General features: G+C 65.7%; 29 protein-coding genes. 16 read left to right on the forward strand and 13 right to left on the reverse strand.

The features are described 5' to 3' along the window. Window positions 1-10 precede the first annotated feature (10 nt). The 6 genes from paaE to paaZ all read right to left on the reverse strand — a co-directional run bounded on the left by paaE (window position 11) and on the right by paaZ (window position 6,249). Window positions 11-1,252, reverse strand: a complete 1,242-nt coding sequence (paaE, locus tag AC3IT0_RS20345; protein ID WP_489321455.1) for a 1,2-phenylacetyl-CoA epoxidase subunit PaaE — start codon at window positions 1,250-1,252, stop codon at window positions 11-13. A gap of 9 nt (window positions 1,253-1,261) precedes the next feature. After that, complete coding sequence (gene paaD, locus AC3IT0_RS20350) at window positions 1,262-1,768, reverse strand: 1,2-phenylacetyl-CoA epoxidase subunit PaaD (RefSeq protein WP_489321456.1); 507 nt, start codon at window positions 1,766-1,768, stop codon at window positions 1,262-1,264. 5 nt (window positions 1,769-1,773) lie between these two features. After that, window positions 1,774-2,685 carry a 1,2-phenylacetyl-CoA epoxidase subunit PaaC gene (paaC, locus tag AC3IT0_RS20355; RefSeq protein WP_489321457.1) on the reverse strand — a complete coding sequence of 304 codons (912 nt, stop codon included), beginning with the start codon at window positions 2,683-2,685 and terminating at the stop codon, window positions 1,774-1,776. Beyond that, window positions 2,682-3,023: a 1,2-phenylacetyl-CoA epoxidase subunit PaaB gene (gene paaB / locus AC3IT0_RS20360; protein ID WP_489321458.1), complete on the reverse strand. Its 342-nt coding sequence runs from the start codon at window positions 3,021-3,023 to the stop codon at window positions 2,682-2,684. The genes paaC and paaB overlap by 4 nt, the downstream gene beginning before the upstream one ends. Then, entirely contained in the window at window positions 3,020-4,033 is a 1,014-nt protein-coding gene (gene paaA, locus AC3IT0_RS20365; protein ID WP_489321459.1) for a 1,2-phenylacetyl-CoA epoxidase subunit PaaA, read from the reverse strand. Before paaA ends, paaB begins: the two co-directional genes overlap by 4 nt. Before the next feature lie 104 nt (window positions 4,034-4,137). Next, window positions 4,138-6,249, reverse strand: a complete 2,112-nt coding sequence (paaZ, locus tag AC3IT0_RS20370) for a phenylacetic acid degradation bifunctional protein PaaZ (RefSeq protein ID WP_489321460.1) — start codon at window positions 6,247-6,249, stop codon at window positions 4,138-4,140. 139 nt (window positions 6,250-6,388) lie between these two features. On the opposite strand from paaZ, the gene AC3IT0_RS20375 reads away from it, so the two are divergent. From AC3IT0_RS20375 to AC3IT0_RS20405, 7 genes are all read left to right on the forward strand, one after another. Beyond that, entirely contained in the window at window positions 6,389-6,856 is a 468-nt protein-coding gene (locus tag AC3IT0_RS20375) for a PaaI family thioesterase (RefSeq protein ID WP_489321461.1), read from the forward strand. Between the two features lie 64 nt (window positions 6,857-6,920). Then, window positions 6,921-7,394, forward strand: coding sequence for a hotdog fold thioesterase (locus AC3IT0_RS20380; RefSeq protein ID WP_489321462.1), 474 nt, complete (start codon window positions 6,921-6,923; stop codon window positions 7,392-7,394). A 6-nt stretch (window positions 7,395-7,400) separates the two neighbouring features. Next, a complete protein-coding gene (gene paaK, locus AC3IT0_RS20385) occupies window positions 7,401-8,765 on the forward strand; it encodes a phenylacetate--CoA ligase PaaK (protein ID WP_489321463.1) in 1,365 nt (454 codons plus the stop codon). A 66-nt stretch (window positions 8,766-8,831) separates the two neighbouring features. After that, window positions 8,832-9,452, forward strand: a complete 621-nt coding sequence (locus AC3IT0_RS20390) for a TetR/AcrR family transcriptional regulator (RefSeq protein ID WP_489321464.1) — start codon at window positions 8,832-8,834, stop codon at window positions 9,450-9,452. Window positions 9,453-9,552: 100 nt separating this feature from the next. Then, on the forward strand, window positions 9,553-10,764 hold the full coding sequence (locus AC3IT0_RS20395; protein WP_489321465.1) for a thiolase family protein: 1,212 nt from the start codon (window positions 9,553-9,555) through the stop codon (window positions 10,762-10,764). After that, a complete protein-coding gene (locus AC3IT0_RS20400; RefSeq protein WP_489321466.1) occupies window positions 10,764-11,570 on the forward strand; it encodes an enoyl-CoA hydratase/isomerase family protein in 807 nt (268 codons plus the stop codon). Before AC3IT0_RS20395 ends, AC3IT0_RS20400 begins: the two co-directional genes overlap by 1 nt. Further along, the gene (locus AC3IT0_RS20405) at window positions 11,567-12,424 is read left to right on the forward strand and encodes a 3-hydroxyacyl-CoA dehydrogenase family protein (RefSeq protein WP_489321467.1); all 858 of its coding nucleotides are present in this window, start codon (window positions 11,567-11,569) and stop codon (window positions 12,422-12,424) included. Before AC3IT0_RS20400 ends, AC3IT0_RS20405 begins: the two co-directional genes overlap by 4 nt. 18 nt (window positions 12,425-12,442) lie before the next feature. On the opposite strand, the gene AC3IT0_RS20410 is transcribed toward AC3IT0_RS20405, so the two are convergent. After that, a complete protein-coding gene (locus tag AC3IT0_RS20410; RefSeq protein WP_489321468.1) occupies window positions 12,443-13,186 on the reverse strand; it encodes a hypothetical protein in 744 nt (247 codons plus the stop codon). A gap of 145 nt (window positions 13,187-13,331) precedes the next feature. After that, window positions 13,332-14,183: a LysR family transcriptional regulator gene (locus tag AC3IT0_RS20415; protein ID WP_489321469.1), complete on the reverse strand. Its 852-nt coding sequence runs from the start codon at window positions 14,181-14,183 to the stop codon at window positions 13,332-13,334. 85 nt (window positions 14,184-14,268) lie between these two features. Between AC3IT0_RS20415 and AC3IT0_RS20420 the strand changes: the two genes are divergently transcribed. Further along, window positions 14,269-15,132, forward strand: a complete 864-nt coding sequence (locus AC3IT0_RS20420) for an EamA family transporter (RefSeq protein ID WP_489321470.1) — start codon at window positions 14,269-14,271, stop codon at window positions 15,130-15,132. Window positions 15,133-15,257: 125 nt separating this feature from the next. Beyond that, entirely contained in the window at window positions 15,258-15,731 is a 474-nt protein-coding gene (locus AC3IT0_RS20425) for a sensor histidine kinase (protein WP_489321471.1), read from the forward strand. Between the two features lie 5 nt (window positions 15,732-15,736). On the opposite strand, the gene AC3IT0_RS20430 is transcribed toward AC3IT0_RS20425, so the two are convergent. Next, complete coding sequence (locus tag AC3IT0_RS20430) at window positions 15,737-16,348, reverse strand: NADPH-dependent FMN reductase (protein WP_489321472.1); 612 nt, start codon at window positions 16,346-16,348, stop codon at window positions 15,737-15,739. Between the two features lie 196 nt (window positions 16,349-16,544). Between AC3IT0_RS20430 and AC3IT0_RS20435 the strand changes: the two genes are divergently transcribed. Both AC3IT0_RS20435 and AC3IT0_RS20440 read left to right on the forward strand, forming a co-directional pair. Beyond that, window positions 16,545-16,679 carry a hypothetical protein gene (locus AC3IT0_RS20435; protein WP_489321473.1) on the forward strand — a complete coding sequence of 45 codons (135 nt, stop codon included), beginning with the start codon at window positions 16,545-16,547 and terminating at the stop codon, window positions 16,677-16,679. Window positions 16,680-16,778: 99 nt separating this feature from the next. Beyond that, window positions 16,779-17,417: an SRPBCC family protein gene (locus tag AC3IT0_RS20440; RefSeq protein WP_489321474.1), complete on the forward strand. Its 639-nt coding sequence runs from the start codon at window positions 16,779-16,781 to the stop codon at window positions 17,415-17,417. Between the two features lie 87 nt (window positions 17,418-17,504). Here AC3IT0_RS20440 and AC3IT0_RS20445 read toward each other — a convergent pair whose 3' ends face one another. Continuing rightward, window positions 17,505-18,449 carry an SMP-30/gluconolactonase/LRE family protein gene (locus tag AC3IT0_RS20445; protein WP_489321475.1) on the reverse strand — a complete coding sequence of 315 codons (945 nt, stop codon included), beginning with the start codon at window positions 18,447-18,449 and terminating at the stop codon, window positions 17,505-17,507. Window positions 18,450-18,660: 211 nt separating this feature from the next. Between AC3IT0_RS20445 and AC3IT0_RS20450 the strand changes: the two genes are divergently transcribed. Further along, entirely contained in the window at window positions 18,661-18,999 is a 339-nt protein-coding gene (locus tag AC3IT0_RS20450) for a hypothetical protein (RefSeq protein ID WP_489321476.1), read from the forward strand. A gap of 65 nt (window positions 19,000-19,064) precedes the next feature. Continuing rightward, window positions 19,065-19,712, forward strand: a complete 648-nt coding sequence (locus tag AC3IT0_RS20455) for a LysE family translocator (protein ID WP_489321477.1) — start codon at window positions 19,065-19,067, stop codon at window positions 19,710-19,712. Window positions 19,713-19,734: 22 nt separating this feature from the next. On the opposite strand, the gene AC3IT0_RS20460 is transcribed toward AC3IT0_RS20455, so the two are convergent. Further along, complete coding sequence (locus AC3IT0_RS20460) at window positions 19,735-20,121, reverse strand: hypothetical protein (RefSeq protein ID WP_489321478.1); 387 nt, start codon at window positions 20,119-20,121, stop codon at window positions 19,735-19,737. A gap of 149 nt (window positions 20,122-20,270) precedes the next feature. Here AC3IT0_RS20460 and AC3IT0_RS20465 point away from each other — a divergent pair, with 149 nt between their 5' ends. Continuing rightward, complete coding sequence (locus AC3IT0_RS20465) at window positions 20,271-20,867, forward strand: nucleoside/nucleotide kinase family protein (RefSeq protein WP_489321479.1); 597 nt, start codon at window positions 20,271-20,273, stop codon at window positions 20,865-20,867. A gap of 21 nt (window positions 20,868-20,888) precedes the next feature. Here AC3IT0_RS20465 and AC3IT0_RS20470 read toward each other — a convergent pair whose 3' ends face one another. Next, window positions 20,889-21,287 (reverse strand): cupin domain-containing protein, encoded by a 399-nt coding sequence (locus AC3IT0_RS20470; RefSeq protein WP_489321480.1) that lies wholly within the window; start codon window positions 21,285-21,287, stop codon window positions 20,889-20,891. 317 nt (window positions 21,288-21,604) lie between these two features. Between AC3IT0_RS20470 and bcp the strand changes: the two genes are divergently transcribed. Both bcp and AC3IT0_RS20480 read left to right on the forward strand, forming a co-directional pair. Continuing rightward, window positions 21,605-22,084 carry a thioredoxin-dependent thiol peroxidase gene (bcp, locus tag AC3IT0_RS20475; RefSeq protein WP_489321481.1) on the forward strand — a complete coding sequence of 160 codons (480 nt, stop codon included), beginning with the start codon at window positions 21,605-21,607 and terminating at the stop codon, window positions 22,082-22,084. Between the two features lie 40 nt (window positions 22,085-22,124). Next, the gene (locus AC3IT0_RS20480) at window positions 22,125-22,697 is read left to right on the forward strand and encodes a GNAT family N-acetyltransferase (RefSeq protein ID WP_489321482.1); all 573 of its coding nucleotides are present in this window, start codon (window positions 22,125-22,127) and stop codon (window positions 22,695-22,697) included. A 198-nt stretch (window positions 22,698-22,895) separates the two neighbouring features. Here the strand turns inward: AC3IT0_RS20480 and AC3IT0_RS20485 are convergent, their stop codons facing one another. After that, the gene (locus AC3IT0_RS20485) at window positions 22,896-23,186 is read right to left on the reverse strand and encodes a hypothetical protein (RefSeq protein WP_489321483.1); all 291 of its coding nucleotides are present in this window, start codon (window positions 23,184-23,186) and stop codon (window positions 22,896-22,898) included. Window positions 23,187-23,324 lie beyond the last annotated feature (138 nt).

The raw sequence follows: 23,324 nt of genomic DNA on the forward strand, positions 1-23,324 counted from the left end.
CGGTCCCGGACTAGACGTCGAAGTCGACGGTGACTTCCTTGCTGGTGGGGTGGCTCTGGCAGGTCAGGACGTACCCCTTGTCCAGTTCATCCTGCTCCAGCGCGTAGTTTTCGTCCATGGTCACGCTGCCGGTGACCACCTTGGCCCGGCAGGTGCCGCAGACTCCCCCGGCGCACGCGAACGGCACGTCCGGGCGGACCCGCAGCGCGGCGTTGAGGATGGACTCGCGGGCGTGGGTGGGGCTGGCCACCTCGCCCTGCAGGCCGTCGAGCTTGAAGGTGATCTTGTACGTTTCCTTGGACTCGTCCACCAGCACCGGCCGGCCGGCGTGGCCTTCCGGGCGGTCCGGTTTGCCCGAGGTGAACAGCTCAAACCGGATGGTGTCCGGGCTGACGCCGCGCTCGGCCAGGGTGTCCCGGCACAGCTGCACCAGCTCGAACGGCCCGCACAGGAACCACTCGTCCACATCGTCGGCGTGGATGGCGGTGCCCAGCAGCTGCTGGAGCTTCCCGGCGTCGATCCTTCCGCTGAGCAGCGGCGCGATCCGCTGTTCGCGGGACAGCACATGGTGGATGGCGAGGCGCTGCGGGTACTTGTCCTTCAGGTCCGCGAGCTCCTCCAGGAACATCACGTCCATGGCGGCCTTGTTGGCGTAGATCAGGTCGAACCTGCTCTCCGGGTTGGCCACCAGCAGCGTGCGGGCGATCGCGATCACCGGGGTAATGCCCGAGCCAGCGGCGATGGCCACGAAGCTGGCCTCACCGGTCGACGCGATTTCCCCTGCCAGTTCCTCGGGGTGGTTCATGGAGTTCATCCGGTTCTGCTGCAACGCTTTGCCGTCCCGGCCGTGCTTGGACACAAACGCGCCCATGGGGCTCATGACGTCCAGGGCGTCCCCCGCCTTCAGCTCGGCGTTGGCCCACGTGGAGAACAGCCCGCCCAGGTCCTGCTTCACGGCCACGCGGATCTCGCTGCTGCCGTCCTCGAAGCTGCGCGGCTCGGCGCAGATGGAGTAGCTGCGGCGGATTTCCTTTAGCTCGCCGGTCTCGTCCGGGAGCGTGGTGCGCAGGGCCACGTACTGGCCCGGCAGGTAATCGAACTGGCCGGCCAGCTCCGTGGGGACGTGGAAGGAGACTTCGATGGCGTCCTCGGTGAGCCGGCGCACCTCTTTGACGGCCAGGGTGTGAAAGGACGGACGACGGCGGCCGGTGGCCTGCGCCGATTCGGCGGCGGTCTGGCGAACAACAGGCATGGGGCTTCCTTACAGGACTTTGAAGTAGTCGAACGGTTCCAGGCAGTCCTTGCACACATACAGCGCCTTGCAGGACGTGGAACCGAAGCGGGTGAGTTCCTTGGTGTTCAGGGACGAGCACTGCGGGCATTTCACGGCCATGGTCAGCCGGATGGGACCCGCGTGCCGGGCGGCATTCGACATGCCCGACGGCGGCGCGATGCCGTACTCCTGCAGCTTCGCCTTCCCGGCGTCGGTCATCCAGTCGGTGGTCCAGGCCGGGGCGAGGACCAGGTCCACATCGACGATGGGGTAGCCAGCCGTGGCGAACGCTGTTTTCAGGTCGTCGCGGATGGCGTCCATCGCCGGGCAGCCCGAGTAGGTGGGCGTGATGGTGACGCGCACGCTTGTCCCCTCGGCCTCCACGTTCCTCAGGATGCCCAGGTCCTCAATGGTGAGGACGGGGATTTCCGGATCGCAGACCGTGGCGGCGATGTCCCAGGCCTGCTGCCGGGCGGTGACGTTTTCAGTGATCACGGCGGTCACCAGCTGGCTCCGGGATGCTCGCGGGCCAGCACCTGCATCTCGGCCAGGATGTAGCCAAGGTGCTCCGAATGCTTGCCCTGCCTGCCGCCGCCGGGAGCCGCCGGAACATCCGGCACCTCCAGCTCAGCCTCGGCCAGGATTTCCCCGGTGAGCCGGTCAAAGTCCGCTTTGAGGCTGGAAGACGCGACGGCGGCGCCCGCTTCAGTCAGGCGCGCGGTCAGCGCGTCATCCTGGAACAGCTCATGCACGTAGGGCCACACGAGCTTGAGGCCGTGGATCATCCGACGGCGGGACTCGTCCGTGCCGCCGGCCAGCCGCAGGACCCACTGGGCGCTGTGGTCCCGGTGGTAATCCACTTCCTTCACGGCCTTGGCGGCGATGGCGGCCAGCGTGGCATCGGTGGACTGGATGAGCCGGCGGTAGAGCTCGAACTGGTAGTAGCTCACCACGAACTGGCGCGCGATGGTGGCCGCAAAGTCGCCGTTGGGCTGCTCGAAGATGTGGGCGGACCGGAACTCGTGTTCCCGGCGGAAGTAGGCCAGATCGTCCTCGGACTTGGCCTCACCGTTTTCTCCCAGCGCACCGCCGGCGTAGGTGAGGAAGCTGCGGGCATGGCCCAGCTGGTCCAGGGCGATGTTGCCCAGGGCCACGTCCTCCTCCAGCTCCGGGGCGCGGGAGATCCAGTGGCCCAGGCGCTGGGCGAGGATCAGGGCGTCGTCGCCCAGGCGCAGCGCGTACTCGGCCACATCCTCGCTGGGCTTGACCAGGCCGGTGCGGACCTCCAGGGCGATGTCCTCCGGGCGGAGGGCGTTGCCGGGGGTGATGCGGGTGGCGCTGGCGTTGCTGTCGCCGCCGGCCACACCGGTGGAGATGTCACCATGGCCGGTTGCTGTTTCAGGGGTGCTCACAGGTGCTTCACCCCTTCGCTCTTGGTGTAGTAGGTGGCGTGCCGGTAGTCCTTGCCCTGCGGGGACTCGAAGAACGAACCCTTGGAGTCCGGGTCACTGGCGGCGATGGCGTCCGCGGGGACCACCCAGATGGACACGCCTTCGTTGCGGCGGGTGTAGAGGTCGCGGGCGTTGCGCAGGGCCATTGCGGCGTCCGGCGCGTGCAGGGACCCGGCGTGGACGTGGCTCAGGCCGCGGCTCGACCGGACAAAGACCTCCCACAGGCCCCAGGCGTTGCGGGTTTGACCAGGGGTTTCGACAGGCTCAACCACCGGGGACGTGTTTGTTGTGTCGCTCATGCTGCGTATTCCTTCGTCTTCAGTGACTGTTTTGCTGCATACGCCGCCGCTGCCTCGCGGACCCAGGCGCCGTCGTCGTGCGCTTCCCTCCGGCGCTCGAGGCGCTGGGCGTTGCAGGGGCCGCGGCCGGCGAGGACTTCGTGGAATTCGTTCCAGTCCAGCGGGCCGTGCTCCCACTTTTTGGTGTCCTCGTTGAAGCGGATCTCGCTGTCCGGGAGGGTGAGGCCCAGCACCCGGACCTGCTCCACCATCATTCCCACGAACCGGCTGCGGAGTTCATCGTTGCTGAAGCGCTTGATGTTCCAGGCCATGGACTGCTTGGAGTTGGGCGAATCGTCGTCCGGCGGGCCGAACATCATCAGGGCCGGGGCGTACCAGCGGTTCACGGCGTCCTGCGCCATCTGCTTCTGCCCGGGGGTGCCGTGCGAGAGTTCCAGCAGGATTTCGAAGCCCTGGCGCTGGTGGAACGACTCCTCCTTGCAGACCCGGACCATGGCGCGGCCGTACGGGCCGTAAGAGGCACGGCACAGCGGCACCTGGTTGCAGATGGCGGCGCCGTCCACCAGCCAGCCGATGGCACCCATGTCCGCCCAGGTCCGTGCCGGGTAGTTGAAGATGGACGAGTAGCGGGCCTTGCCGGCAATCAGCGCATCCATCATCTCGTCGCGGGACTGACCCAGCGTCTCGGCGGCTGAGTACAGGTAGAGCCCGTGGCCGGCCTCGTCCTGGACCTTGGCCATGAGGATGGCCTTGCGCTTAAGGCTCGGGGCGCGGGAAATCCAGTTGGCTTCCGGCTGCATCCCGATGATCTCCGAGTGCGCATGCTGCGAGATCTGGCGCAGCAGGGTCTTGCGGTACGCCGCCGGCATCCAGTCCCGCGGCTCGATCCGCGAATCCTGCGCCATCACGCGGTCAAAGTTCGCCTGGCCGTCCGCGTCGCGCCGGGCAGCGGCTTCCAGTTCTTCCGGGGACAGCTCAGCGGTCACTGACTGCAGATTCTGCACTGCCATGGTTGCTCCTAATGCAAAGGCCTTCAAGGGGCGAATTGTTTACCGACCGTTCGTTCAGTATATGGGCCGATGAGGGATGAGGGCAAGGCCGCCGAACTTTTAGTTCAGCCCTTCGCCACGAGCGTGAGGACGTCGTAGGTGGCCACTATCTCGTCGTTCTGGTTGGTCAGGACCGCATCCCAGGCCACCTCGCCGTATTCGTCGGTTTCGCGCGGGGTGATCTTCTTGGCGGTCAGGGTCACGCGGATGGAGTCCCCTGCGGCCACGGGGGTGATGAAGCGCAGGTTCTCCAGCCCGTAGTTGGCCAGGACCGGGCCCGGCGCCGGCTCCACGAACAGTCCCGCGCCCCAGGCAAGCAGCAGGTACCCATGCGCCACAATGCCCGGGAAGAACGGGTTGGCTTCCGCCGCTTCCTGGTTGGTGTGCGCGTAGAAGGTGTCGCCGGTGGTGTGGGCGAAGGCGGCGATGTCCTCAAGGCTGACCTGGCGCAGGTCGGAGCGGACGGCGTCGCCGATGCGCAGCGTCTCGAGCGACTTGCGGAACGGGTGCGTACCTTCGGTCTCCACCGTGAAGTTACGGTCTGCGCCGGCGTGCCAGACGCCGGTGACGGCGGTCAGCATGTTGGGTGAGCCCTGGATGGCGGTGCGCTGCATGTGGTGCATGACCGAGCGGATGCCACCCAGTTCCTCGCCGCCGCCGGCGCGGCCGGGTCCGCCGTGGACCAGGTGCGGCACCGGGGAGCCGTGGCCGGTGGAGCTGCGGGCGTCCTCGCGGTTGAGCATCAGGACACGCCCGTGGTGCGCCGCGATCCCGGTGACGAGTGCCTGGGCTGCGGCTGGATCGTTCGTGCAGACCGTGGCCACGAGCGAGCCGCCACCCCGGGCGGCGAGGCGGACGGCGTCGGGCAGGTCCGTGTATCCGATCACGGAGGCCACCGGGCCGAATGCCTCCAGCGAGTGGATCGCTTCCGTTTCCGGGTCATTCCAGCCCAGGACAACGGGTGACATAAATGCGCCCTCCGCCACTACGCCGGTGGTTCCGTCCGCGGAGGTGACCGACGGCGAATCGAGCGTTCCGTACGCAAGCTCACCGCCGGCGTCGAGCATGGACTGCACGGCCGCCCGGACATCGGCGAGCTGTTCGACGGACGCCAGGGCACCCATGGTGACGCCCTCGGCGCGCGGGTCACCGAGGACCACGCGCTCCTGGATGCGCTTGCCGACGGCGGCGATCACCGCCGGGACCAACTCCTGCGGGACGATGGCGCGGCGGATGGATGTGCACTTCTGGCCCGCCTTGACCGTCATTTCGGTGACCACGGATTTGATGAAGGCGTCAAACTCGGGAGTGCCCTCCACCCCGTCCGGGCCCAGGATGGCGGCATTGAGGGAGTCCGTTTCCGAGGTGAACCGTACCCCGCCCTCCACCACATTCGGGTGCGACTTCAAGGCGAGCGCGGTGGAGGCGGAGCCGGTGAATGCCACCAGGTCGCGGTAGTCCAGCACGTCCAGGAGGCCGCGGACGGAGCCGGAAATCAGCTGCAGCGAGCCCTTGGGCAGGATGTTGGATTCGATGATCGCCTTCACCACGGCAGCGGCCACATAACCGGTGGGAGTGGCAGGCTTAACGATGGTGGGCACGCCGGCGATGAAGGCGGGCGCAAGCTTCTCCAGCATGCCCCACACCGGGAAGTTGAACGCGTTGATCTGGACGGCGACGCCCGGGATGCGCGTGTAGATGTGTTCGCCCGCAAACGAGCCGTCCTTCGACAGCACCTCCATGGGGCCATCCACCACCACCTGGGAGTTGGGCAGTTCGCGCCGGCCCTTGGAACCGAACGTGAACAGCACGCCGATGCCGCCGTCGATGTCGATCATCGAGTCGATCTTGGTGGCACCCGTCTGCGCCGAAAAAGAGTAGAAATGCTCGCGCCGGGCGTTCAGGTACTGCGCCAGTTCCTTGAGCTTGAGCGCGCGCTGGTGGAAGGTCAGCTTGCCGAGTTCGGCCTGGCCGACGGTGCGGCCGTAATCCACGACGGCGGCAAGATCCAGGCCCTCGGCGCTCACCTTGGCCAGGATTTCCCCGGTGCTCGCATCCCGTACGGGGACGGCGGAAGCTGCCGAACCGGCGTCGGGCGTCCACCACGAATCCTGCACAAAGCTGGGAACGGTCTCGACGGTATTGACGGTGGCTTCGGCAGTTGCGGTGGTGGTCATCGTTGACGGGTCCTTCCAACACGGGGACAAAACGGTAAAAGGCCAGATCATTACTGACCGTCCGTTCGGTAATATAACTACAGTACATGAATGATCTGTGCTGCACACTGAAAGATCAATGCCCCAGCAAGGAGAGCCGATGAAAGCAGCATCCAAGCACAGCCCGGAGCCGGCCCCTGAACATGCCGAACCTGAACTCTGGAAAATCACCCTGGGCGAGCTCGACGAGAAGATGGGCGTGAAAATCGTCGAAGAATCGGTGGAGCGGGTGGTGGCCACGATGCCCGTGGAGGGCAACAGGCAGTCGTTCGGGCTGCTGCACGGCGGCGCGTCCCTGGCGGTGGGCGAGGCCGTGGGTTCCTGGGCAGCGGTGATCCACGCGAGTACGCTGGGGAAAACTGCCGTGGGTGTTGACGTCTCCGCCACCCACCACCGCTCCGCCCGCGAAGGGCTGATCACCATCACTGCCACACCCATCCACCTCGGCGGCACACTGACCACCCACGAGGTTCTGATCACCAACGCCGCAGGCCAGCGGCTCTGCACCCTCCGCATCACCAACCTGCTGATGAAGCGGAAGCACCAGCCAGCGACGCCGAGCCCTTGACACCGGCACCCCTTTTGGGATTACCTAATGAACATTCGGTAAATAAAGCTGGAGGCAATGACGCATGACTGAAGCAGCCCTCTCCGGGGTCACCCACCCCATCCTGGAAAACGACTACGCCTCCGAATGGATGGGCATCGAAGTCCTCGCCGTCACCGACGGCCACGCCACCATCCGCATGACGCTTCGGCAGGAAATGCTCAACGGCTTCGGCATGGCCCACGGCGGAATGATCTTCGCCTTCGCCGATACTGCCTTCGCCCTGGCCTGCAACCCGGTGCACCCGGGCCCCGCGGATGCGGACAGCATCACGGTGGCCGCCGGCGTGGACATCAACTTCCTCAAACCCGCCTACCGCGGCCAGGTAATCACCGCCGTCGCGGACCGCCGTTCCAGCGCGGGCCGCAGCGGACTCTACGACATCCAGATCTTCGCGGCCGACGCCGGCGCACAGCCCGAACTGCCGCTTAGTTCAGGCACGTTTGGCGAACTCATTGCGGAGTTCCGCGGACGCAGCCGCACCATCCCCAAGAAGTAGGAAACCATGAGCCTCCACGTCCCCGAAACGCCCACCTCCCAGTCCACCAAGGCAGGCACCGACGCCGTGCTGGACCCCGAAGAGACCATGTCCCGCGACGAGCTGGAAGCCCTCCAGCTCAGCCGCCTGCAGCACACGGTGGCCTACGCCTACGACCGCGTGCCGCTCTACAAGCGCAAATTCGACGACGCCGGCATCCACCCCAGTGACCTCCGCGAACTCAGCGACCTGGGCAACTTCCCCTTCACCACCAAGGACGATCTGCGCGCGGAGTACCCGTTCGGGATGTTTGCCGTGCCGCAGTCCGAAGTAGCCCGCGTGCACGCCAGCTCCGGCACCACGGGCCGGCCCACCGTCGTCGGATACACCAAGCAGGACCTGGCCGACTGGGCCAAACTGGTGGCCCGTTCGCTCCGCGCCTCCGGCGTCCGCCCCGGCATGAAGGTCCACAACGCCTACGGGTACGGCCTGTTCACCGGCGGCCTGGGTGCGCACGCCGGCGCCGAAGCACTCGGCTGCACCGTCATCCCCATCTCCGGCGGCCAGACGGAACGCCAGATCCAGCTCATCCAGGACTTCAAGCCGGACGCCATCCTGGCCACGCCCACGTACCTGCTCACGATCGCCGACGCAATGGCGCACATGGGCATCGACCCGACGTCGACCTCCCTCAAGTACGCCGTGCTCGGCGCGGAGCCGTGGACCGAGGAGATGCGGCACGAACTCGAGGTGACCATGAACATCAAGGCCTGCGACATCTACGGGCTTTCAGAAGTGATGGGCCCGGGCGTTGCCGGCGAGGCCGTGGAAACCCAGGACGGCAGCCACATCTGGGAGGACCACTTCCGACCCGAGATCATCGACGCCTTCAACCCCGAGGTCGGCAAGGAAAACGTCCTGCGCGACGGCGAACACGGCGAACTCGTCTTTACGTCACTCACCAAGGAAGCACTGCCCATCATCCGCTACCGCACCAAGGACCTCACGCGCCTTATGCCCGGCACCGCCCGCCCCGCGCACCGCCGGATGGGACGCATCACCGGCCGCAGCGACGACATGATCATCCTGCGCGGCGTGAACGTCTTCCCGTCCCAGATCGAGGAGATCGCGCTCCGCATTCCGGAGCTCAGCCCGCACTTCCAGCTGGAGCTCACCCGCCCGGAGGGCCAGCGCATGGACCAGATGACCGTCAAGATCGAACGCCGTGAGACCGTGTCGTTTGAACAGAGCACGACGGCGGCGCGCACCTTGCAGGAGCAGATCAAGATCCACGTGGGTTCTTCGTGCACCGTGGACGTGGTGGAGCCCGGGTCCCTCGAACGGTCCATCGGCAAGCTGCGCCGCATTTACGACCTGCGGCCTAAGCAGTAAGACCGCCAGGCGGTGCAGCCTCCCGGCTGCACCGCCTGACCGACCGTTCGTGAGAAACTAGACACCATGCCCAGCACCACTGAAACAGCCAGCACCGCCGCCACCAAGCGAGGCCGCCCCGGTTATGACCAGCAGTCCGTGCTGCTCATCGCCGTCGACGTTTTTAACCGGCACGGCTACGATGCGACCTCCATGGGCATCCTGGCCGAGAACCTGGGCATCTCCAAGTCGGCCATCTACCACCATGTGCCCTCCAAGGGGGACCTCCTTAAGCTGGCGCTGGATCATGCGCTCGGCGGCCTGGAGGCCATCCTGGAAGCCCCTCAGGCCAGGACCGGCGCGGCTGACGCACGGCTGGAATTTGTGCTGCGGCAAACGGTGGCGGTGCTGGTGGAGCGCCTGCCGTTCGTCACGCTGCTCCTGCGCTTGCGGGGCAACACCGAGATTGAACGCGACGCCCTGGAACGCCGCCGCGCCTTCGACCACGAGGTGGCGGGGCTCATTTCGGCGGCCCGCGACGAAGGATCGTTGCGGCAGGACATTGACCCGCGCACCGTGACGCGGCTGCTGTTCGGCACCATCAACTCGATCGTCGAATGGTACAAACCGGGAGGCTCCCTCTCACCCGAAAAGCTGGCCGACGACGTCATCACCATCGCTTTCGACGGACTTCACGCGGCCCGCTAGCAGTTGACCTCCGCGGCTTGGCATGCAATCTTTATAGAACGAACGGTCGGTAACTAATTCTTGTCCGGCCCCGGTTGCCTGGTGTAAAGGATTTGTTCTTATGGTTGAGGCTTTTCTTGTTGGCGGCGTCCGCACTCCCGTGGGCAGGTACGGCGGGGTGTTGTCCTCGGTCCGCCCCGATGATCTGGCCGCACTGGTGGTCCGGGAGGCGGTGTCCCGTGCGGGCCTTGACCCGGACAGCATCGAGGAAGTCATCCTGGGCAATGCGAACGGTGCGGGCGAGGAAAACCGCAACGTGGCCCGGATGGCAGTCCTGCTGGCAGGACTGCCCCTCCACATCCCGGGGATCACGGTGAACCGGCTGTGCGCGTCCGGACTGAGCGCCATCATCCAGGCAAGCCAGATGATCAAGTCCGGCGCTGCGGATATTGTGATCGCCGGCGGCGTGGAGTCCATGAGCCGCGCGCCGTGGGTCCAGGAGAAGCCGGCCACGGCATTTGCGAAGCCGGGCCAGATCTTCGATACGTCCATCGGCTGGCGGTTCGCCAACCCGAAGTTCCAAAAGGGTGAGCTGGCGCGGGACGGCAAGATGACGTACTCCATGCCGGAAACTGCGGAAGAAGTGGCCCGCATGGATGGCATCTCCCGCGAGGACGCGGACGCCTTCGCGGTCCGCTCCCACGAACGCGCCCTGTCCGCCATCGCCGAGGGCCGGTTCAAGGACGAGATCGTCCCGGTGACGGTCAAGACCCGCAAGTCCGAAACGGTGGTGGACACCGATGAGGGCCCCCGTGCGGGCACCACCCTGGAAGTCCTGGCCGGGCTGCGACCGGTGGTCCCGGGTGGTTCCGTGGTGACCGCGGGAAACTCCTCCACGCTGAACGACGGCGCGTCGGCCATCATCGTGGCCTCCGAAGCCGCGATCCAAAGGCTGGGCCTGACACCGAGGGCCCGGATCATCGACGGCGCCTCGGCCGGCTGCGAACCCGAGATCATGGGCATCGGCCCGGTCCCGGCGACGCAGAAAGTGCTCGCACGGAGCGGCCTCAGCGTTGGTGACCTGGGCGCCGTCGAGCTTAACGAAGCGTTCGCCACGCAGTCGCTCGCGAGTATGCGCCGGCTCGGGCTGGACCCGGACACGGTGAATAACGACGGCGGCGCCATCAGTCTGGGGCATCCGCTTGGTTCCAGCGGCTCGCGGCTCGCCATCACCCTGCTGGGCCGGATGGAACGCGAGGACGCGAAGATCGGCCTGGCTACGATGTGTGTGGGCGTGGGCCAGGGCACCGCGATGCTGCTGGAGCGTGTCTGATGCCCACCCCCTCAAACGGCGCGAACGGACACTTAAGCACCCGTGACTTCAGCACCCTCGTGGTCGAGGAGCGCGAGGACCGGGTGGTGGTCCTGCTCAACCGCCCGGAGGTCCGGAACGCCATCGACCAGCAGATGGTGGACGAACTGCACGTGGTCTGCGCGGCACTGGAGCAGAATCCCAAAGTCCTGATCATCGCCGGGGTCGACGGCGTTTTCGCCTCGGGTGCGGACATCGCCCAGCTGCGCGATCGGCGCCGGGACGACGCCCTGCAGGGCATCAACTCCACCATCTTCGTGCGGATCGCCAAGCTGCCCATGCCGGTGATCGCCGCACTGGACGGGTACTGCCTGGGCGGCGGCGCCGAACTCGCCTACGCCGCGGACTTCCGGATCGGCACGCCCAGTGTCCGGATCGGCAACCCCGAAACAGGGCTGGGAATCCTCGCCGCCGCCGGAGCCAGCTGGCGCCTAAAAGAGCTGGTGGGCGAACCTCTGGCCAAGCAAATCCTGCTGGCCGGCCTGGTGCTCCGGGCAGAGGACGCCCTGGCCGCGAACCTCATCACCGAAATCCACGAAGCCCCCGAGCTGATGGACGCCGCGAACAACCTCGCTGACCGGATAGGCCGCCAGGACCGGCTGGCGGTGCGCATCACGAAGTCCGTGTTCCATGCCCCGGCCGAAGCGCACCCGCTGATCGACCAGCTGGCGCAGGGAATCCTCTTTGAATCCCAGGCCAAATTTGACCGCATGCAGGCGTTCCTCGACAGAAAATCAGGCGACAACAGGACAGAGAAGAAACCATGACGAAGCCGAACCTTCCCTCCAACGTCGGCGTCCTCGGCGGCGGCCGCATGGGCGCCGGAATCGCCCACGCCTTTCTCGTCAACGGGGCCAACGTCCTGGTGGTGGAGCGCGACGAAGCCTCCGCAGCAGCCGCCCGGGACCGCGTGGAATCCGCCGCCGCGAAGAGCATCGAACGCGGCGCCACGGACGCCAACCTGGATGAGATGGTGTCCCGGCTCGCCGTCACGGTGGATTACGACGACTTCAAGGACCGCCAACTCGTGGTCGAAGCCGTCCCCGAGGACTGGGACCTGAAGGTCACCTCGCTCCGCGGCATCGAGGAACGCCTGGCCGAGGACGCCTACCTCGCCTCCAACACCTCGTCGCTGTCGGTCAACGGCCTGGCCCGTGAACTCAAACGCCCGCAGAACTTCCTGGGCCTGCACTTCTTCAACCCCGTCCCCGCGTCCACCCTCATCGAAGTGGTACTCGGCGAGCAAACCTCCCCGGACCTGGCCGCGGCCGCGAAAAGGTGGGTCGAGGCACTCGGCAAAACCGCCGTCGTCGTCAACGACGCACCGGGCTTTGCCTCCTCACGGCTGGGCGTGGCCATCGCGCTGGAAGCGATGCGCATGGTGGAAGAGGGTGTCGCGTCTCCGGAGGACATCGACGCCGCCATGGTCCTGGGCTACAAGCACCCCACGGGCCCGCTGAGAACCACTGACATTGTGGGCCTGGACGTCCGGCTGGGCATCGCCGAATACCTGCAGTCAACGCTCGGGGAGCGGTTCGCCCCGCCGCAGATCCTCAGGGACAAGGTGGCCCGCGGCGAGCTGGGCCGCAAGACCGGCAAGGGATTCTTCGACTGGTCCTGACCATGTCGATTCGCGTCATCATGCTGGCCGCAGCGACGTGATCATCCGCTTGATGTCCTGGTACTCGTCCGTCTCGGCGTACTTTTTGGCCTGCTCCAGGTAGGGCAGGGACTCGGCACCCGGCGTCACGTTGTTCTCCGGGCTGTAGAACGCCCCGAACATCGCAGCAGTGGGCGGCCAGGTGAAGAAGTGGAAGATGGCGCAGGCAGAGTCACCGGTGGGCAGCGCACTGGTTTGGATGCCGTAGGCCGCTGCCGGGGTGTCGGCCGGACCTGGCATTGCATCGTTGCCGCGGGTCTCAAATATGTACCGGGGCGCTGTGCCGTTTTGTGCCAGGGCCGGCAGCTCTTCTGACTCCAGCACCGAATACGGGTACCGCTCCATGCATGTGGAGCCGGTGGCCATATTAGTCCGGAGGGTAGCAAGCGCCTTGCCTGCCTGGTTGGTCACCTCCGCGAAGGCGCCGCCGCCTTCAGGCAGTTCCCCTGCGGGATCCCTGACGCTCCACGCCGCCGGGTGTTCGAACGTCAGTTGGCCGTCCGCCGTGGTGAAGCTCGTCCAGGCGGCCGACGGCTGCGCGGTTGCGGTGGGTGAGCCGTCGGCCGTCGGAGTCGTTGTTGGGGTAGCGGTCGCGGAAGTGACTGTGGAGCTGGGACTGGCCGACGTCGTCGGCGGTCCCGCCTGTGGACCGCAGCCGGCGAGCAGCAAGGCGGACAGAAGAACCGTGGGAATTACCGCGCCTGACGCGGCGGGACTGCGCATCACACCCTCCTTTGGGCCTGACTTTTGGTCCTTAAATTGTGGTGCTGCCGGGCGCATAAGGATCCAACGGCGGCCCGATTGGCACCGAACCGTTGCAGGGATAACAAAAGGATCCTGCAAACGCCCCGGTCAGGAGTCGCCCCGGTCAGGAATAAAGGGCCGCAAGCAGCTCGACGACGCCCTGGAAGCCCACGGGCGGGTCGGACTTGGACCAGGCAACGTAAACGGGGACCGGGGCGGCATCCCGCACGTGCCGGTACACAACACCCTTGCGTCGGTACTGGTGCGCCGTTGATTCTGCCGTGATGCCCCGCGCCTTGCCGCTGCCGATCGCCGTCAGCCAATCGTCGACGTCATCCGTGGCGATAGTGCGCTGCGGCTGCTGGCCTTTCTGCCACAGGTCCAGCCGCGTGCTTCCGGTGCGCCGGTCCAGGGCAATGGGTTTGGTCGCGGCTTCTGCAAGGGTGATGCTTCGCTTGCCGGCAAGGGCGTCATCCGCTGCCATGGCACAGAAGCGGCTCTCGAGTCCGATGAGTACAAGGCTGATGGCCGCCGTGTCAGGGACCCGCCGCAGGATGGCAAAGTCACTGGTTCCTTCCGACAGCCCCGCCGTCGGGGTGTTGGTCCGGATGAGGCGCAGCTCGGTGTTGGGAAACGCGTCGGCCCATCTGCGCTGGAACTCCGTGGTGTGCCTGCCCAGCGCGGACCAGGCGTAGCCGATCCGGACTGTTCCGCCGCCGTCGGCCGCCTCCTGCTGGATGGCCTCAACAATCGAGAGGACACGGCGGGCATGCCGGACCGTCCGGTCGCCGGCGGCGGTGAACTCAATGCTCCTGGTGGTGCGGTGCATCAGGCGCACGCCCAAGGCGCGCTCCAGCGCAGCGATGTTGCGCGACACCGCCGCCTGCGACATCCCCAGGTCAATGGCGGCGTCAGTAAACGTGCCCGCCTCGGCCACCCCAACCAGGCAACGCAGGTGCCTCAGCTCCATGTCCATGAGGCCAGTCTATTCATACGCGGGACGCATAAGAGAGCCCGTCTATGCATTTTGGACGCAACCCCGGCGGCCCCACACTCCAAGGATGGACAACACACTTACCGCAGGCCGCGGCCGGGCCGGCGCCATTCTCGTGGCGAGCGCACTCTCAAACCAGCTGGGTGCGGCCAGCGGTTCACTGGCCTTCCCTGCGATCGGCCCGGTGGGCGTGGTGGCAGCTCGGCAGCTCATTGCCGCGGCTGTGCTGCTGCCCCTGGTCCGGCCACGCATCTTCTCCTTCACCCGCCACCAGTGGTGGCCCATACTTCTGCTGGCGCTGGTGTTCGGGACGATGAACCTTTCCCTGTACGCGGCGGTGGAGCGCATCGGGCTGGGGCTCGCGGTCACGCTTGAATTCCTGGGTCCCCTGGCCCTCGCCCTGATCGGTTCACGGACCAAAGCGAGCGCAGCCTGCGCCCTCCTGGCTGCTGCTGGCGTTGTGGCCATCACCCAGCCGGAGGCGTCCACGGATTACATGGGCATCGGCCTGGCGCTGGTTGCCGCCGGCAGCTGGGCCGCCTACATTCTCCTGAACAGGACCGTGGGCAAGCGGATCCAGGGCATCCAGGGGACAGCTGCCGCAACGGGCCTGTCCGCGGCGCTGTTCCTCCCCGTGGGGCTGGTGACGTTCGTCAACCACCAGCCCGACGCGTTCACCATCCTCTGCGCAGCAGGCGCCGGCGTGCTGGCGTCCGTGGTCCCGTACGTCGCGGACGTGATCACCCTGCGTCGCATCCCGACCAGCCTGTTCGGTGTTTTGATGAGCATCAACCCCGTCTTTGCGGCATTGGTCGGGGCGCTGGCCCTCGGCGAAGCCTTAGGGATTGTGCAGTGGGCCGGCATTTTCCTGATCGCCGCGGCCAATGCGGCCCTGACCGCCGGGGCCGGGCGGCGCCCAACAGCGCCATAGGACAGATCGCGCCAATTCCATCGAAAAATTGATCCAAACTTGAGCCAACCCTTGGCAACTCATGCAGTTGGCGGTCCACGCTGGATTTAGCACCACAAGAAAACGGCGGGGAAGCAGGAAGATTCATGGGGAACGAATCAGCTCTGGGCGAGGTCGACGCGGTGGGAGGAATGATCACGGATCACCACCCACTCGACTTCCACACCTTGGGGCTGGCCGGTTGCATTGACCGGCTGACCGCCCCGCTCCGCCAGCAAGGAACGGCAGTCCGCTGGGATACTCCGCACTGGGGCATCGAGATCCCGGCGGACTGCGCGCTCCTCCTCTACCAATCGGCGCGCGAAGCGCTGAGCAACGCCTTAAAATACTCCGACGCCGCCGAGCTCACCGTCCAGTTGTCCGCTGTTGACCACGGCATTCGTCTTGTAGTGTCCGACGACGGCACGGGCTTTGACTGCGACCTCGCGTTAAGCGGCAAGAATCACGGCTACGGGCTGCGGCTGATGTCCGTGGCAGTACATGAGGCCGGCGGCACCGTCAGCGTCTGTTCGAAGCCAGGGCAGGGCACCACCGTGACGGTAACCCTGCCACTGGACTGACGCCCTTACCGGGACAGCTTCTCCGGGTCCGGCTCGAGATCGCCGATGTGGCCCGGCGCGTTCGCTGCCAGCACCCGCTCCACGAAGGCGCCGTATTCCTCCATGTAGTGCCGCAGGAACTTGGCGGTGCCCTCATCCCGGATCTCGCCGTCGTCGCCGAAGACCTCCGGTTTGTAGTGAATATAGACTTCCGGGGCATTCAATTGGGGGGCGTCCAGGAAGCTGAGCACGCTGCGCATGGAGGACTGCATCACGGCAGTGCCGATACTGCCCGGCGAGGCGCCGATGATGCCGGTCGGTTTGCGTGCGAAGGAGTTGGTACCCCAGGGCCGCGATGCCCAGTCGATGGCGTTCTTGAGCGCTCCCGGAATGGAGCGGTTGTATTCGGGTGACACAAAGAGGATGCCGTCCGAGGCCTCGATCGCGTCCTTGAGGGCGCGGCCCGCCGGCGGGAAATCGGCGTCGTAGTCGTAGCTGTAGAGGGGCAGGTCCTTGATGGGGATCTCGGTGAATTCGAGGTCCGCCGGGGCCAGCTTGATGAGGGCCTTGGCGAGTGTGCGGTTGATGGAGCCGGTGGCCAGGCTCCCCACGAAGTATCCGATTTTCTGCGTTGCCATGAGATTGTTCCTTCCCAACAGCCGGCTGAACCGGCTGGCCGTGGAGCTTTTACAGGATAAAGCGGGCACAGTGCGTCCCCAGTCCAGCACAGAACACGTGCCACGGCCAGAGCTCTGGAATGGTTATTGACACCCCGCTTCGGGAGGCGCTGAATGATGATTGAGGCACATTCCACACACCACGGGAGCGGTTCACATGAAGGAAAAACCAGTAGCGGCACTACGCATTCACAGCGAGGCTCCGGCCGAAGGTGACGAGGCCGCGGATCCCACTGACATCCGCATGCACTCGCAGGAACCCGCCGAAGGTGCCGACACCGACGACGATTAGCCGCCCTCCTCCTCTGGCCCACGCGCCCCGACGGCGATACGGTAAGGCCACTGACTACATTCAGTCTGTCATCAGCCCGTTCCAGCCAAAGGAGACGTTGTGAGCAGCAAAGTGGAAAAGCGGATTGTGGTCGATGTACCGGTCAGCACGGCCTACAACCAGTGGACCCAGTTCGCGGATTTTCCGCAGTTCATGGGTGGCGTGGAGAGCGTGACCCAGCTCAGTGACGACCGCCTGAAGTGGGTGGCGCACATCGCCGGGGTCCGCCGTCACTGGGAAGCCACCATCGTGGAGCAAATCCCGGACCGCAGGATCGAGTGGGCGTCCACCGAAGGGGCCACGAACTCCGGCGCCGTGGAATTCTCCGACGCGGGCGGCAACAAGACCGAAATCTCCCTCACGCTGGAGTACCAGCCGGAGGGCATGGTGGAGAAGGTAGGCGACCTGCTCCACGTCGTGGCCCGCCAGGCGGAGCACGACCTGAAGAAGTTCAAGGCATTCATCGAACACGAGGGCCATGCCACCGGCGCCTGGCGGGAATCCGTCCCCACGGGCGAGCCGTCGGCCTACAACCGGTACACGCACCCGTTCGACCAGACCGGCGGCCTGGTGGATCTTGAGGGCGAGTCGGACGGCTCGGCAGAGGGCGAGATCCGCAGCGCGGCTCAACGCAAGGTCAAGAAGCCGGACGACGGCGGCACCATCCCGCCGCTCGGCGGCAGCCTGGGCGACCGCTAAAGTACGCGGCATCAGCGGCCCTGCCCCGCACGAGCGGTCCTGCCCAGCACCGTTCGTGCGGGGCAGGACCGTCCCTATGTGATTCGCCTAGTCCCTTGCCGGCACCAGCACCACTTCGTGGGGGCTGGCCGGCCGCCTGAACTGCGCGTTCACGGCCGCCAGCGTGTTCCCGAAGCGCGCCACCGTGGTGGGGACATCGAAAGCGCGGCTGGTGATGGTGTCCTCGATCTCGCCAGACGAGAGATCGTTGGAGAGGTCGATCCGGACGATCTGGTTCAGGAAGTTCTGGACCGCCCAGACTGTGTGGCCACGGACCAGGATGCCGTCAACATTCGGTACATCCACATCCTCAATCAAGGCGCTTTCGCCGGTCTCCGGATCCACGGTATAGAGGGCCCCGTTGTTCGAATGGGCCACGATCAGGACCCGGTCGCCCTTGGCGGCGGCAATGCCGTTGATGTTGAAGGGACCGGTCAGCCCGGCGGCAGGCCCGCACAGTGGAAGGGGCTTAACATCGCCCAGTTCGCCGTGCCTGCCCACCGGGAGGAAGTAGAGCTGGCCGGCGGCGGAGTTCGTAAACCAGGCGCCGTCCCGCGTCAGCGCGACGTCGTTGATGAAGCCCGGAGCGAGGGTGATGTCCGCAACCGGCTTCCCCGATTCCGTGTCGTACACGAAGGCCTTGCCGGTGCCGCCGCCCGCTACGAACAGCAGGTTGTTGCGGGTATCGGCCTTCATGCCGACGGCGGCCCTGGGCTGCGAATCAAAGTCCGATACGTCGATGAACAGTTCTGAAGTGCCTGCGCGGATGTCGCCGCGGTAAATGTCTCCCAGTGCCAGGTCGCCGGCGTAGAAGGTGGTTCCCTTGCCGGCGGCGATCCCCTCGGCGGACGTGGCGCCCTTGAGCACAATGACGGAGTCTTCCGGCGGCGACGCCGAGGCCGGGAGGACAGGTGCCAACAGCCCCATCAGCGCGATGAACCCAATGGCGGTACGGCGTTGTACTTTTCCTGAATTCTGGGTTGCGCGGGCCATGATTCTTCCTTGAATTTAGGTGGTCCGCACGGGCCAACCTGCGGCAGGCCCGCACGATTGTCCTGCCAGTCTATGCACCCCGAGAACCGGCCCGCCAGAGTCCGGAGCCCCCTCCTTGCCTGGTCACACTCCACCCTCCGGAGCCCCCGGATCGGCACGCTGCCGCGGTCTCTGCTTACAATCGAAACCTCAATCAACTACTGAGGGACCCATGAAGAAACTCGCCACCGCCCTGATCGCTGCCGGCCTCGTGCTTTCCGCTTCCGCATGCACCACACCCACCAAACTCTCCACCCCCGAAACCTGCGACCGCGTCAAGGCTGTCCTGTCGAACCCCGCGAACAACGTGGGCAAGACCGGCCTGGTGCGTCTCGCCAACCAGATCCGGCCCATCGAAGTTGTGGCATCGGATGACCTCAAGCCCGCACTCGGATCCATCATCGCGTTCACCGATGAGTCCGCCAAGGAAGCCCCGGACGAGGCGAAGCTCGCCGAGCTTGAGGCGAAGTACCAGGAAGCCGGCGCCGCCTTCACGAAGCACTGCAGCTAAGACGCCTCCTGCGCTAACGTTCGACGGCGGCCGGTTGGCCGCCGTCGTCGGCTTATCCTTGGCTCGTGGATCTTTTTCAGTCACTGCTCGCGTTCGGCCTTGTGGCCGGGCTCCTGACGCTGGTTCCGGGCATCGACACGGCGCTGGTGCTCCGTTCATCCCTCGCCAGGACCCGCGGTTTCGCCTTCGCCACGGCCCTGGGCATCTCCACCGGACTGATGGTGTGGGGAATCGCGGCAGCTGTGGGTGTTTCGGCGCTGCTGGCAGCATCGGAACTGGCGTACCGGGCGCTCACCATCGCCGGTGCCGCGTACATGGTCTGGCTTGGCGCTTCCCTGCTGTGGAAGAGCCGGACCGAGGGCCCGTTGTCCGCCTCGCCTGCTGTGGAGGTTGAGGTCCCGGCCGCCTCCCAGCTGTTTCAGGGCTGGCTGACCGGGACAGGCACTAATCTGCTCAATCCGAAAGTCGGCGTTTTCTACATCGCCACCATTCCCCAGTTCATCCCGCCGGGGGCGCCTCCGCTGCTGATGGGAATCTTGCTGGCCGGCGTCCACTGCGTCCTGGGCCTTGTGTGGCTGACCTTCCTGATTTTCGGGGCAGGTTTCGCCTCCAAATGGCTGAAAAGCGCCCGCAGCCTCCGGATCATCGACCGCACCACCGGCACTGTCCTGATCGGCTTCGGGCTGCGGCTCGCTCTCGAACCACAGCACTAGGCTGGTCCCCTTGGTGCCGAGCCTAATTCAGTGACAGGACCAGGTAGAGGGCTGTCAGGATGACCACCGTGGGTGTCATGACAAGGCGCTCCGGCTTGCTGCGTGAGATCCCGTTCAGCACGATGCCCACCGCGAAATAGGCCGTCAGCATCCAACAGAACACATCCGTGAAGCCTGCGTTCACCAGCGGGGCAGCCATACCGGCCTTGGCCAGCGCAACATAGGCGATGAGGACGTACAGGACGATCGAGGTGGCGCTCCCGATCCGCAGCTTGGTGGGCAGGACGTTGTGCTGGCCACCCCAGGCGAACCTTCCCAGCGGTGCTCCCGCGATCAAGGCGGCCTGAAATACGGCGAGCGCGGCCAAAAGTACGCACGCCGTAATTGCGGCAAGCTGGGCTAACTGCATCGAAGATCCCCATTCCTCTTGGTGTGGCTGCAGGCCCCTTGCATGCACCGTCCGGACGCCAGTTTAATGTGACCTCCGCCTCATGATGGGACAATCACACTGTCCCTTCCGTTAAACCTTCCGTTAAACCATTGGCGAAAGGAGGCCATGTGCTTATTGTCTTAACCGGAATCGACGGCTCGGGAAAATCCACGGCCGCCCGCGCCCTGGTGGATGCGGCCCAGGCTGACGGCGAAAACGCCCTGCTGCTCAGCAACCACGCCGGCAGGCGGAGCATGTCCGTGCTGGCTGAATGGCCGGGCATCCGCTGGCCCCGCCGCCTGGCCGACGGCGCGGAGACCACCCTCCGCGTGGCCAACGTGCTCATGTCCCATGCCCGGGTCAGCCGCTTCGACGGGCTGGTGGTGATGGACCGGCACCTGCACTGCCAGCTGGCCCTGCGGACGGCCAAGCGTCTGTCCCGCGGCCGGCTGCTCCCCTGGCTGATTTCGTCCCTGCCGGCACCTGACGCAGTGGTGCACCTGGACGTTGAGCCCGCGCTGGCACACGAGCGCATCGTGGCCCGCGGCACCGACGCAGAAACGTTGGAAGACCTGATGGCCCTGCGGGACGCCTACCGCGCCATGCCCGAATATCCGGGCTTCATCCAGCTCGACGCCGACTGCCCACCCGCCGAGGTTGTGGCAAGGCTCAAGCGGATCGTGCACAACGGAATCGTGCGTGCGGAAACTGCCGTGGCTGTTTAGCCCCGGCAGGCCAGCACAGGCTCAAATCAGCGCGTGGGATCCCCGGCTCCGCGGCCGGCCGAAGGACGCCGTACCCAGGAACTCAATGGCGACGAACGGCTCGGAGCCAACCACCCACTCATCATGCCCGGGAGGCAGCGCATAGGTGTCATGGGCGCGGATGGTGGACCTCACGCCGTCGGACGTTTGAATCTCCAGGCTCCCGGAGACGCAGTAGCCGAGGTGGTTGTGCTCGCAGAAGTCCGTCAGTTCCGTGGGCTTGGCGGACTCGGACCAGCGCCAGCCAGGAGAGAGGATGAGGCGGGCCACTGAGTAGTCGTCCACGGTGACGAGATCGAACTCGGCCTTGTCCGGACACCGCTTCTTGTCCGGGATGTCAAGGGATTTAACAGCCAGTGCTCTGATGAAATTTGCGGTCATGTGGAAACAGCCTTGGGATCATTTGCGGCGGGCGCTTAGGGCTGGGACCAAGCGGGTGTGCGTGGATGCCGGCTAGCGGCTACGTAGTGCGGATCACGTACTGCGGAGACCTGTAGTGCGTACCTCTAACCGTATCCATACGGCGCCTCAAGTCAATGGACCGCCGGACATTCGTGGAACGGGTAACTGCCCCCCGCACAGGTCCCTGCCCCGGACCAGCCGGAATACTTCAAATGACGCCGGAGTTGTTGTTTAAAGTGGAAAGCCGATTCACTGGTTTCCTGTCTTTTGCCATCAGAGTCTCCCAAAGGAACGCCATGATCCCCCAACTGACCATCAAACTTCAGCCAGGTACCAAGGCCCCCGATTTCACCCTGCAGGACGCCGAGGGCACCGAAACCTCTCTGGCCAAGTACCGCGGCAAGAACGTCATCGTGTACTTCTACCCGGAGGCGGCAACCCCCGGCTGCACCATCGAGGCCTGCGATTTCCGCGACAGCCTTTCATCGCTCCAGGGCTCCGGCTACGAAGTCCTGGGCATCTCCCCCGACGCCCCGGAGAAGCTGGCCAAGTTCATGGGCGACTTTGACCTGACCTTCCCGCTGCTCTCCGACGAGGACCACGCAGTGGCCCTCGCCTACGGCGCGTGGGGCGAAAAGCTGGTCGACGGCGAGATCGTCGAAGGCCTCGTCCGCTCCACCGTGGTGGTGGACCCCGACGGCAACGTGGCGCTCGCGCAGTACCAGGTCAAGGCGCAGGGCCACGTCGCTGCCCTGCGGGAGTCCCTGGGGGTCTAGTCTGGCGGGGCACAGGTAGCCCACAGATCGGGAGTCAGGCATGGCGATCGAAGTCCGCCCGGGAACGCTGTTCGAGGACGTCAAAACGCTGGTTGGCCCTAAGCGGCCCGATGCCAACGTGTGCTGGTGCCTGAGCTACCGCATCCCGTCCAAGCAGAACCTTGCGCTGCGCGGGACGGCCCGCGGCGACCTCGTGAAGGAACTGGTGGCGCAGGATCCGCCGCCAGGGGTTCTGGCGTACGACGGCGGCGAAGTAGTTGGGTGGGCAGCTGTCCACCCGCGCGCCGACACCAGCTTTGCCCGCAACCGCAGGATCCCGCACGTGGATGACCTGGACGTTTGGTCTGTGTGGTGCATCCGGGTCCGGCCCGGTTACCGCGGCAAGGGGATCTCCCATCACCTGCTCAAAGGTGCCGTGGAGCTGGCCCGCAGCCACGGCGCGCCCGCCATTGAGGGGTACCCCGTGGATAACGGCGGCCGCAAAGTGGACCTCACCATGGCCTACGTGGGCACGCGCAAGCTCTTCGAGAAGGCCGGGTTCGTCAAGGCCGCCGATACGGATTCGGTGCTCAACGGATTCCCGCGCGTCCTGATGCGCCTGGACCTGCGCTAAATCAGGGCTTCTTCCACCAGCTATCCGGCCAGTCGTTGTCTATGAACCACAAGGCCAGCAGCACCGCGTCCATGGTCATGAGCCCAGCTAAAAGGTAAGCCCACCCTGTGTACCAATGCACGGCAATCTCCTGACCTGGTATCCCCCAGCCACTTGATTGTCCTCCAGTGTGGCACGGAACAGGTCAGTAGGGAACGGCTACTTTACGAGCGCCGCCAGGCGGCCGTGAAGTTCGGTCTCGCGGTTGAGGAGACGTGTGAGCTGTTCGACTTTTTCGGAAAGCTCGACGCCGACCTCCAGCCGGTCCCCCGGCCAGCTCGAGGCCTCCCAGGACTCCCCCAGGGCTTCGGCCAGCCGCCGGGACAGCGAGCGGAGTTTCCAGGCATGGCTCAGGTAATGAGCGGTGCTGCGCGGGCGGCGGCCCTGCTTCAAGAGCCGCCACGAGCGCGCCAGCCTGCCCGGCAGCTTTACGGATTCAGTTGGTTCCATCAGTCCAGCACCGTCCTCCGCAATCCGCTCATTCCTTCACCTCGTCCTTCGAGTGTGGCCAAGGAGCCTCAAGGTCCCATCAAGGCCGGGCCAATATTCCGGCAAGACCGGTGCGCGCGTGGCCGCCGGCCCTGGAAG

Source organism: Pseudarthrobacter sp. KH_020_B, assembly GCF_057840185.1.

What these genes read in the sequence shown, in the direction of transcription:
- paaE (WP_489321455.1), bottom strand. Translation starts at nt 1,252, where the DNA reads ATGCCTGTTGTTCGCCAGACCGCCGCCGAATCGGCGCAGGCCACCGGC.
- paaB (WP_489321458.1), bottom strand. Translation starts at nt 3,023, where the DNA reads ATGAGCGACACAACAAACACGTCCCCGGTGGTTGAGCCTGTCGAAACC.
- paaA (WP_489321459.1), bottom strand. Translation starts at nt 4,033, where the DNA reads ATGGCAGTGCAGAATCTGCAGTCAGTGACCGCTGAGCTGTCCCCGGAA.
- paaZ (WP_489321460.1), bottom strand. Translation starts at nt 6,249, where the DNA reads ATGACCACCACCGCAACTGCCGAAGCCACCGTCAATACCGTCGAGACC.
- AC3IT0_RS20375 (WP_489321461.1), top strand. Translation starts at nt 6,389, where the DNA reads ATGAAAGCAGCATCCAAGCACAGCCCGGAGCCGGCCCCTGAACATGCC.
- AC3IT0_RS20380 (WP_489321462.1), top strand. Translation starts at nt 6,921, where the DNA reads ATGACTGAAGCAGCCCTCTCCGGGGTCACCCACCCCATCCTGGAAAAC.
- paaK (WP_489321463.1), top strand. Translation starts at nt 7,401, where the DNA reads ATGAGCCTCCACGTCCCCGAAACGCCCACCTCCCAGTCCACCAAGGCA.
- AC3IT0_RS20390 (WP_489321464.1), top strand. Translation starts at nt 8,832, where the DNA reads ATGCCCAGCACCACTGAAACAGCCAGCACCGCCGCCACCAAGCGAGGC.
- AC3IT0_RS20395 (WP_489321465.1), top strand. Translation starts at nt 9,553, where the DNA reads ATGGTTGAGGCTTTTCTTGTTGGCGGCGTCCGCACTCCCGTGGGCAGG.
- AC3IT0_RS20400 (WP_489321466.1), top strand. Translation starts at nt 10,764, where the DNA reads ATGCCCACCCCCTCAAACGGCGCGAACGGACACTTAAGCACCCGTGAC.
- AC3IT0_RS20405 (WP_489321467.1), top strand. Translation starts at nt 11,567, where the DNA reads ATGACGAAGCCGAACCTTCCCTCCAACGTCGGCGTCCTCGGCGGCGGC.
- AC3IT0_RS20410 (WP_489321468.1), bottom strand. Translation starts at nt 13,186, where the DNA reads ATGCGCAGTCCCGCCGCGTCAGGCGCGGTAATTCCCACGGTTCTTCTG.
- AC3IT0_RS20415 (WP_489321469.1), bottom strand. Translation starts at nt 14,183, where the DNA reads ATGGACATGGAGCTGAGGCACCTGCGTTGCCTGGTTGGGGTGGCCGAG.
- AC3IT0_RS20420 (WP_489321470.1), top strand. Translation starts at nt 14,269, where the DNA reads ATGGACAACACACTTACCGCAGGCCGCGGCCGGGCCGGCGCCATTCTC.
- AC3IT0_RS20425 (WP_489321471.1), top strand. Translation starts at nt 15,258, where the DNA reads ATGGGGAACGAATCAGCTCTGGGCGAGGTCGACGCGGTGGGAGGAATG.
- AC3IT0_RS20430 (WP_489321472.1), bottom strand. Translation starts at nt 16,348, where the DNA reads ATGGCAACGCAGAAAATCGGATACTTCGTGGGGAGCCTGGCCACCGGC.
- AC3IT0_RS20435 (WP_489321473.1), top strand. Translation starts at nt 16,545, where the DNA reads ATGAAGGAAAAACCAGTAGCGGCACTACGCATTCACAGCGAGGCTCCG.
- AC3IT0_RS20445 (WP_489321475.1), bottom strand. Translation starts at nt 18,449, where the DNA reads ATGGCCCGCGCAACCCAGAATTCAGGAAAAGTACAACGCCGTACCGCC.
- AC3IT0_RS20450 (WP_489321476.1), top strand. Translation starts at nt 18,661, where the DNA reads ATGAAGAAACTCGCCACCGCCCTGATCGCTGCCGGCCTCGTGCTTTCC.
- AC3IT0_RS20460 (WP_489321478.1), bottom strand. Translation starts at nt 20,121, where the DNA reads ATGCAGTTAGCCCAGCTTGCCGCAATTACGGCGTGCGTACTTTTGGCC.
- AC3IT0_RS20470 (WP_489321480.1), bottom strand. Translation starts at nt 21,287, where the DNA reads ATGACCGCAAATTTCATCAGAGCACTGGCTGTTAAATCCCTTGACATC.
- bcp (WP_489321481.1), top strand. Translation starts at nt 21,605, where the DNA reads ATGATCCCCCAACTGACCATCAAACTTCAGCCAGGTACCAAGGCCCCC.
- AC3IT0_RS20480 (WP_489321482.1), top strand. Translation starts at nt 22,125, where the DNA reads ATGGCGATCGAAGTCCGCCCGGGAACGCTGTTCGAGGACGTCAAAACG.
- AC3IT0_RS20485 (WP_489321483.1), bottom strand. Translation starts at nt 23,186, where the DNA reads ATGGAACCAACTGAATCCGTAAAGCTGCCGGGCAGGCTGGCGCGCTCG.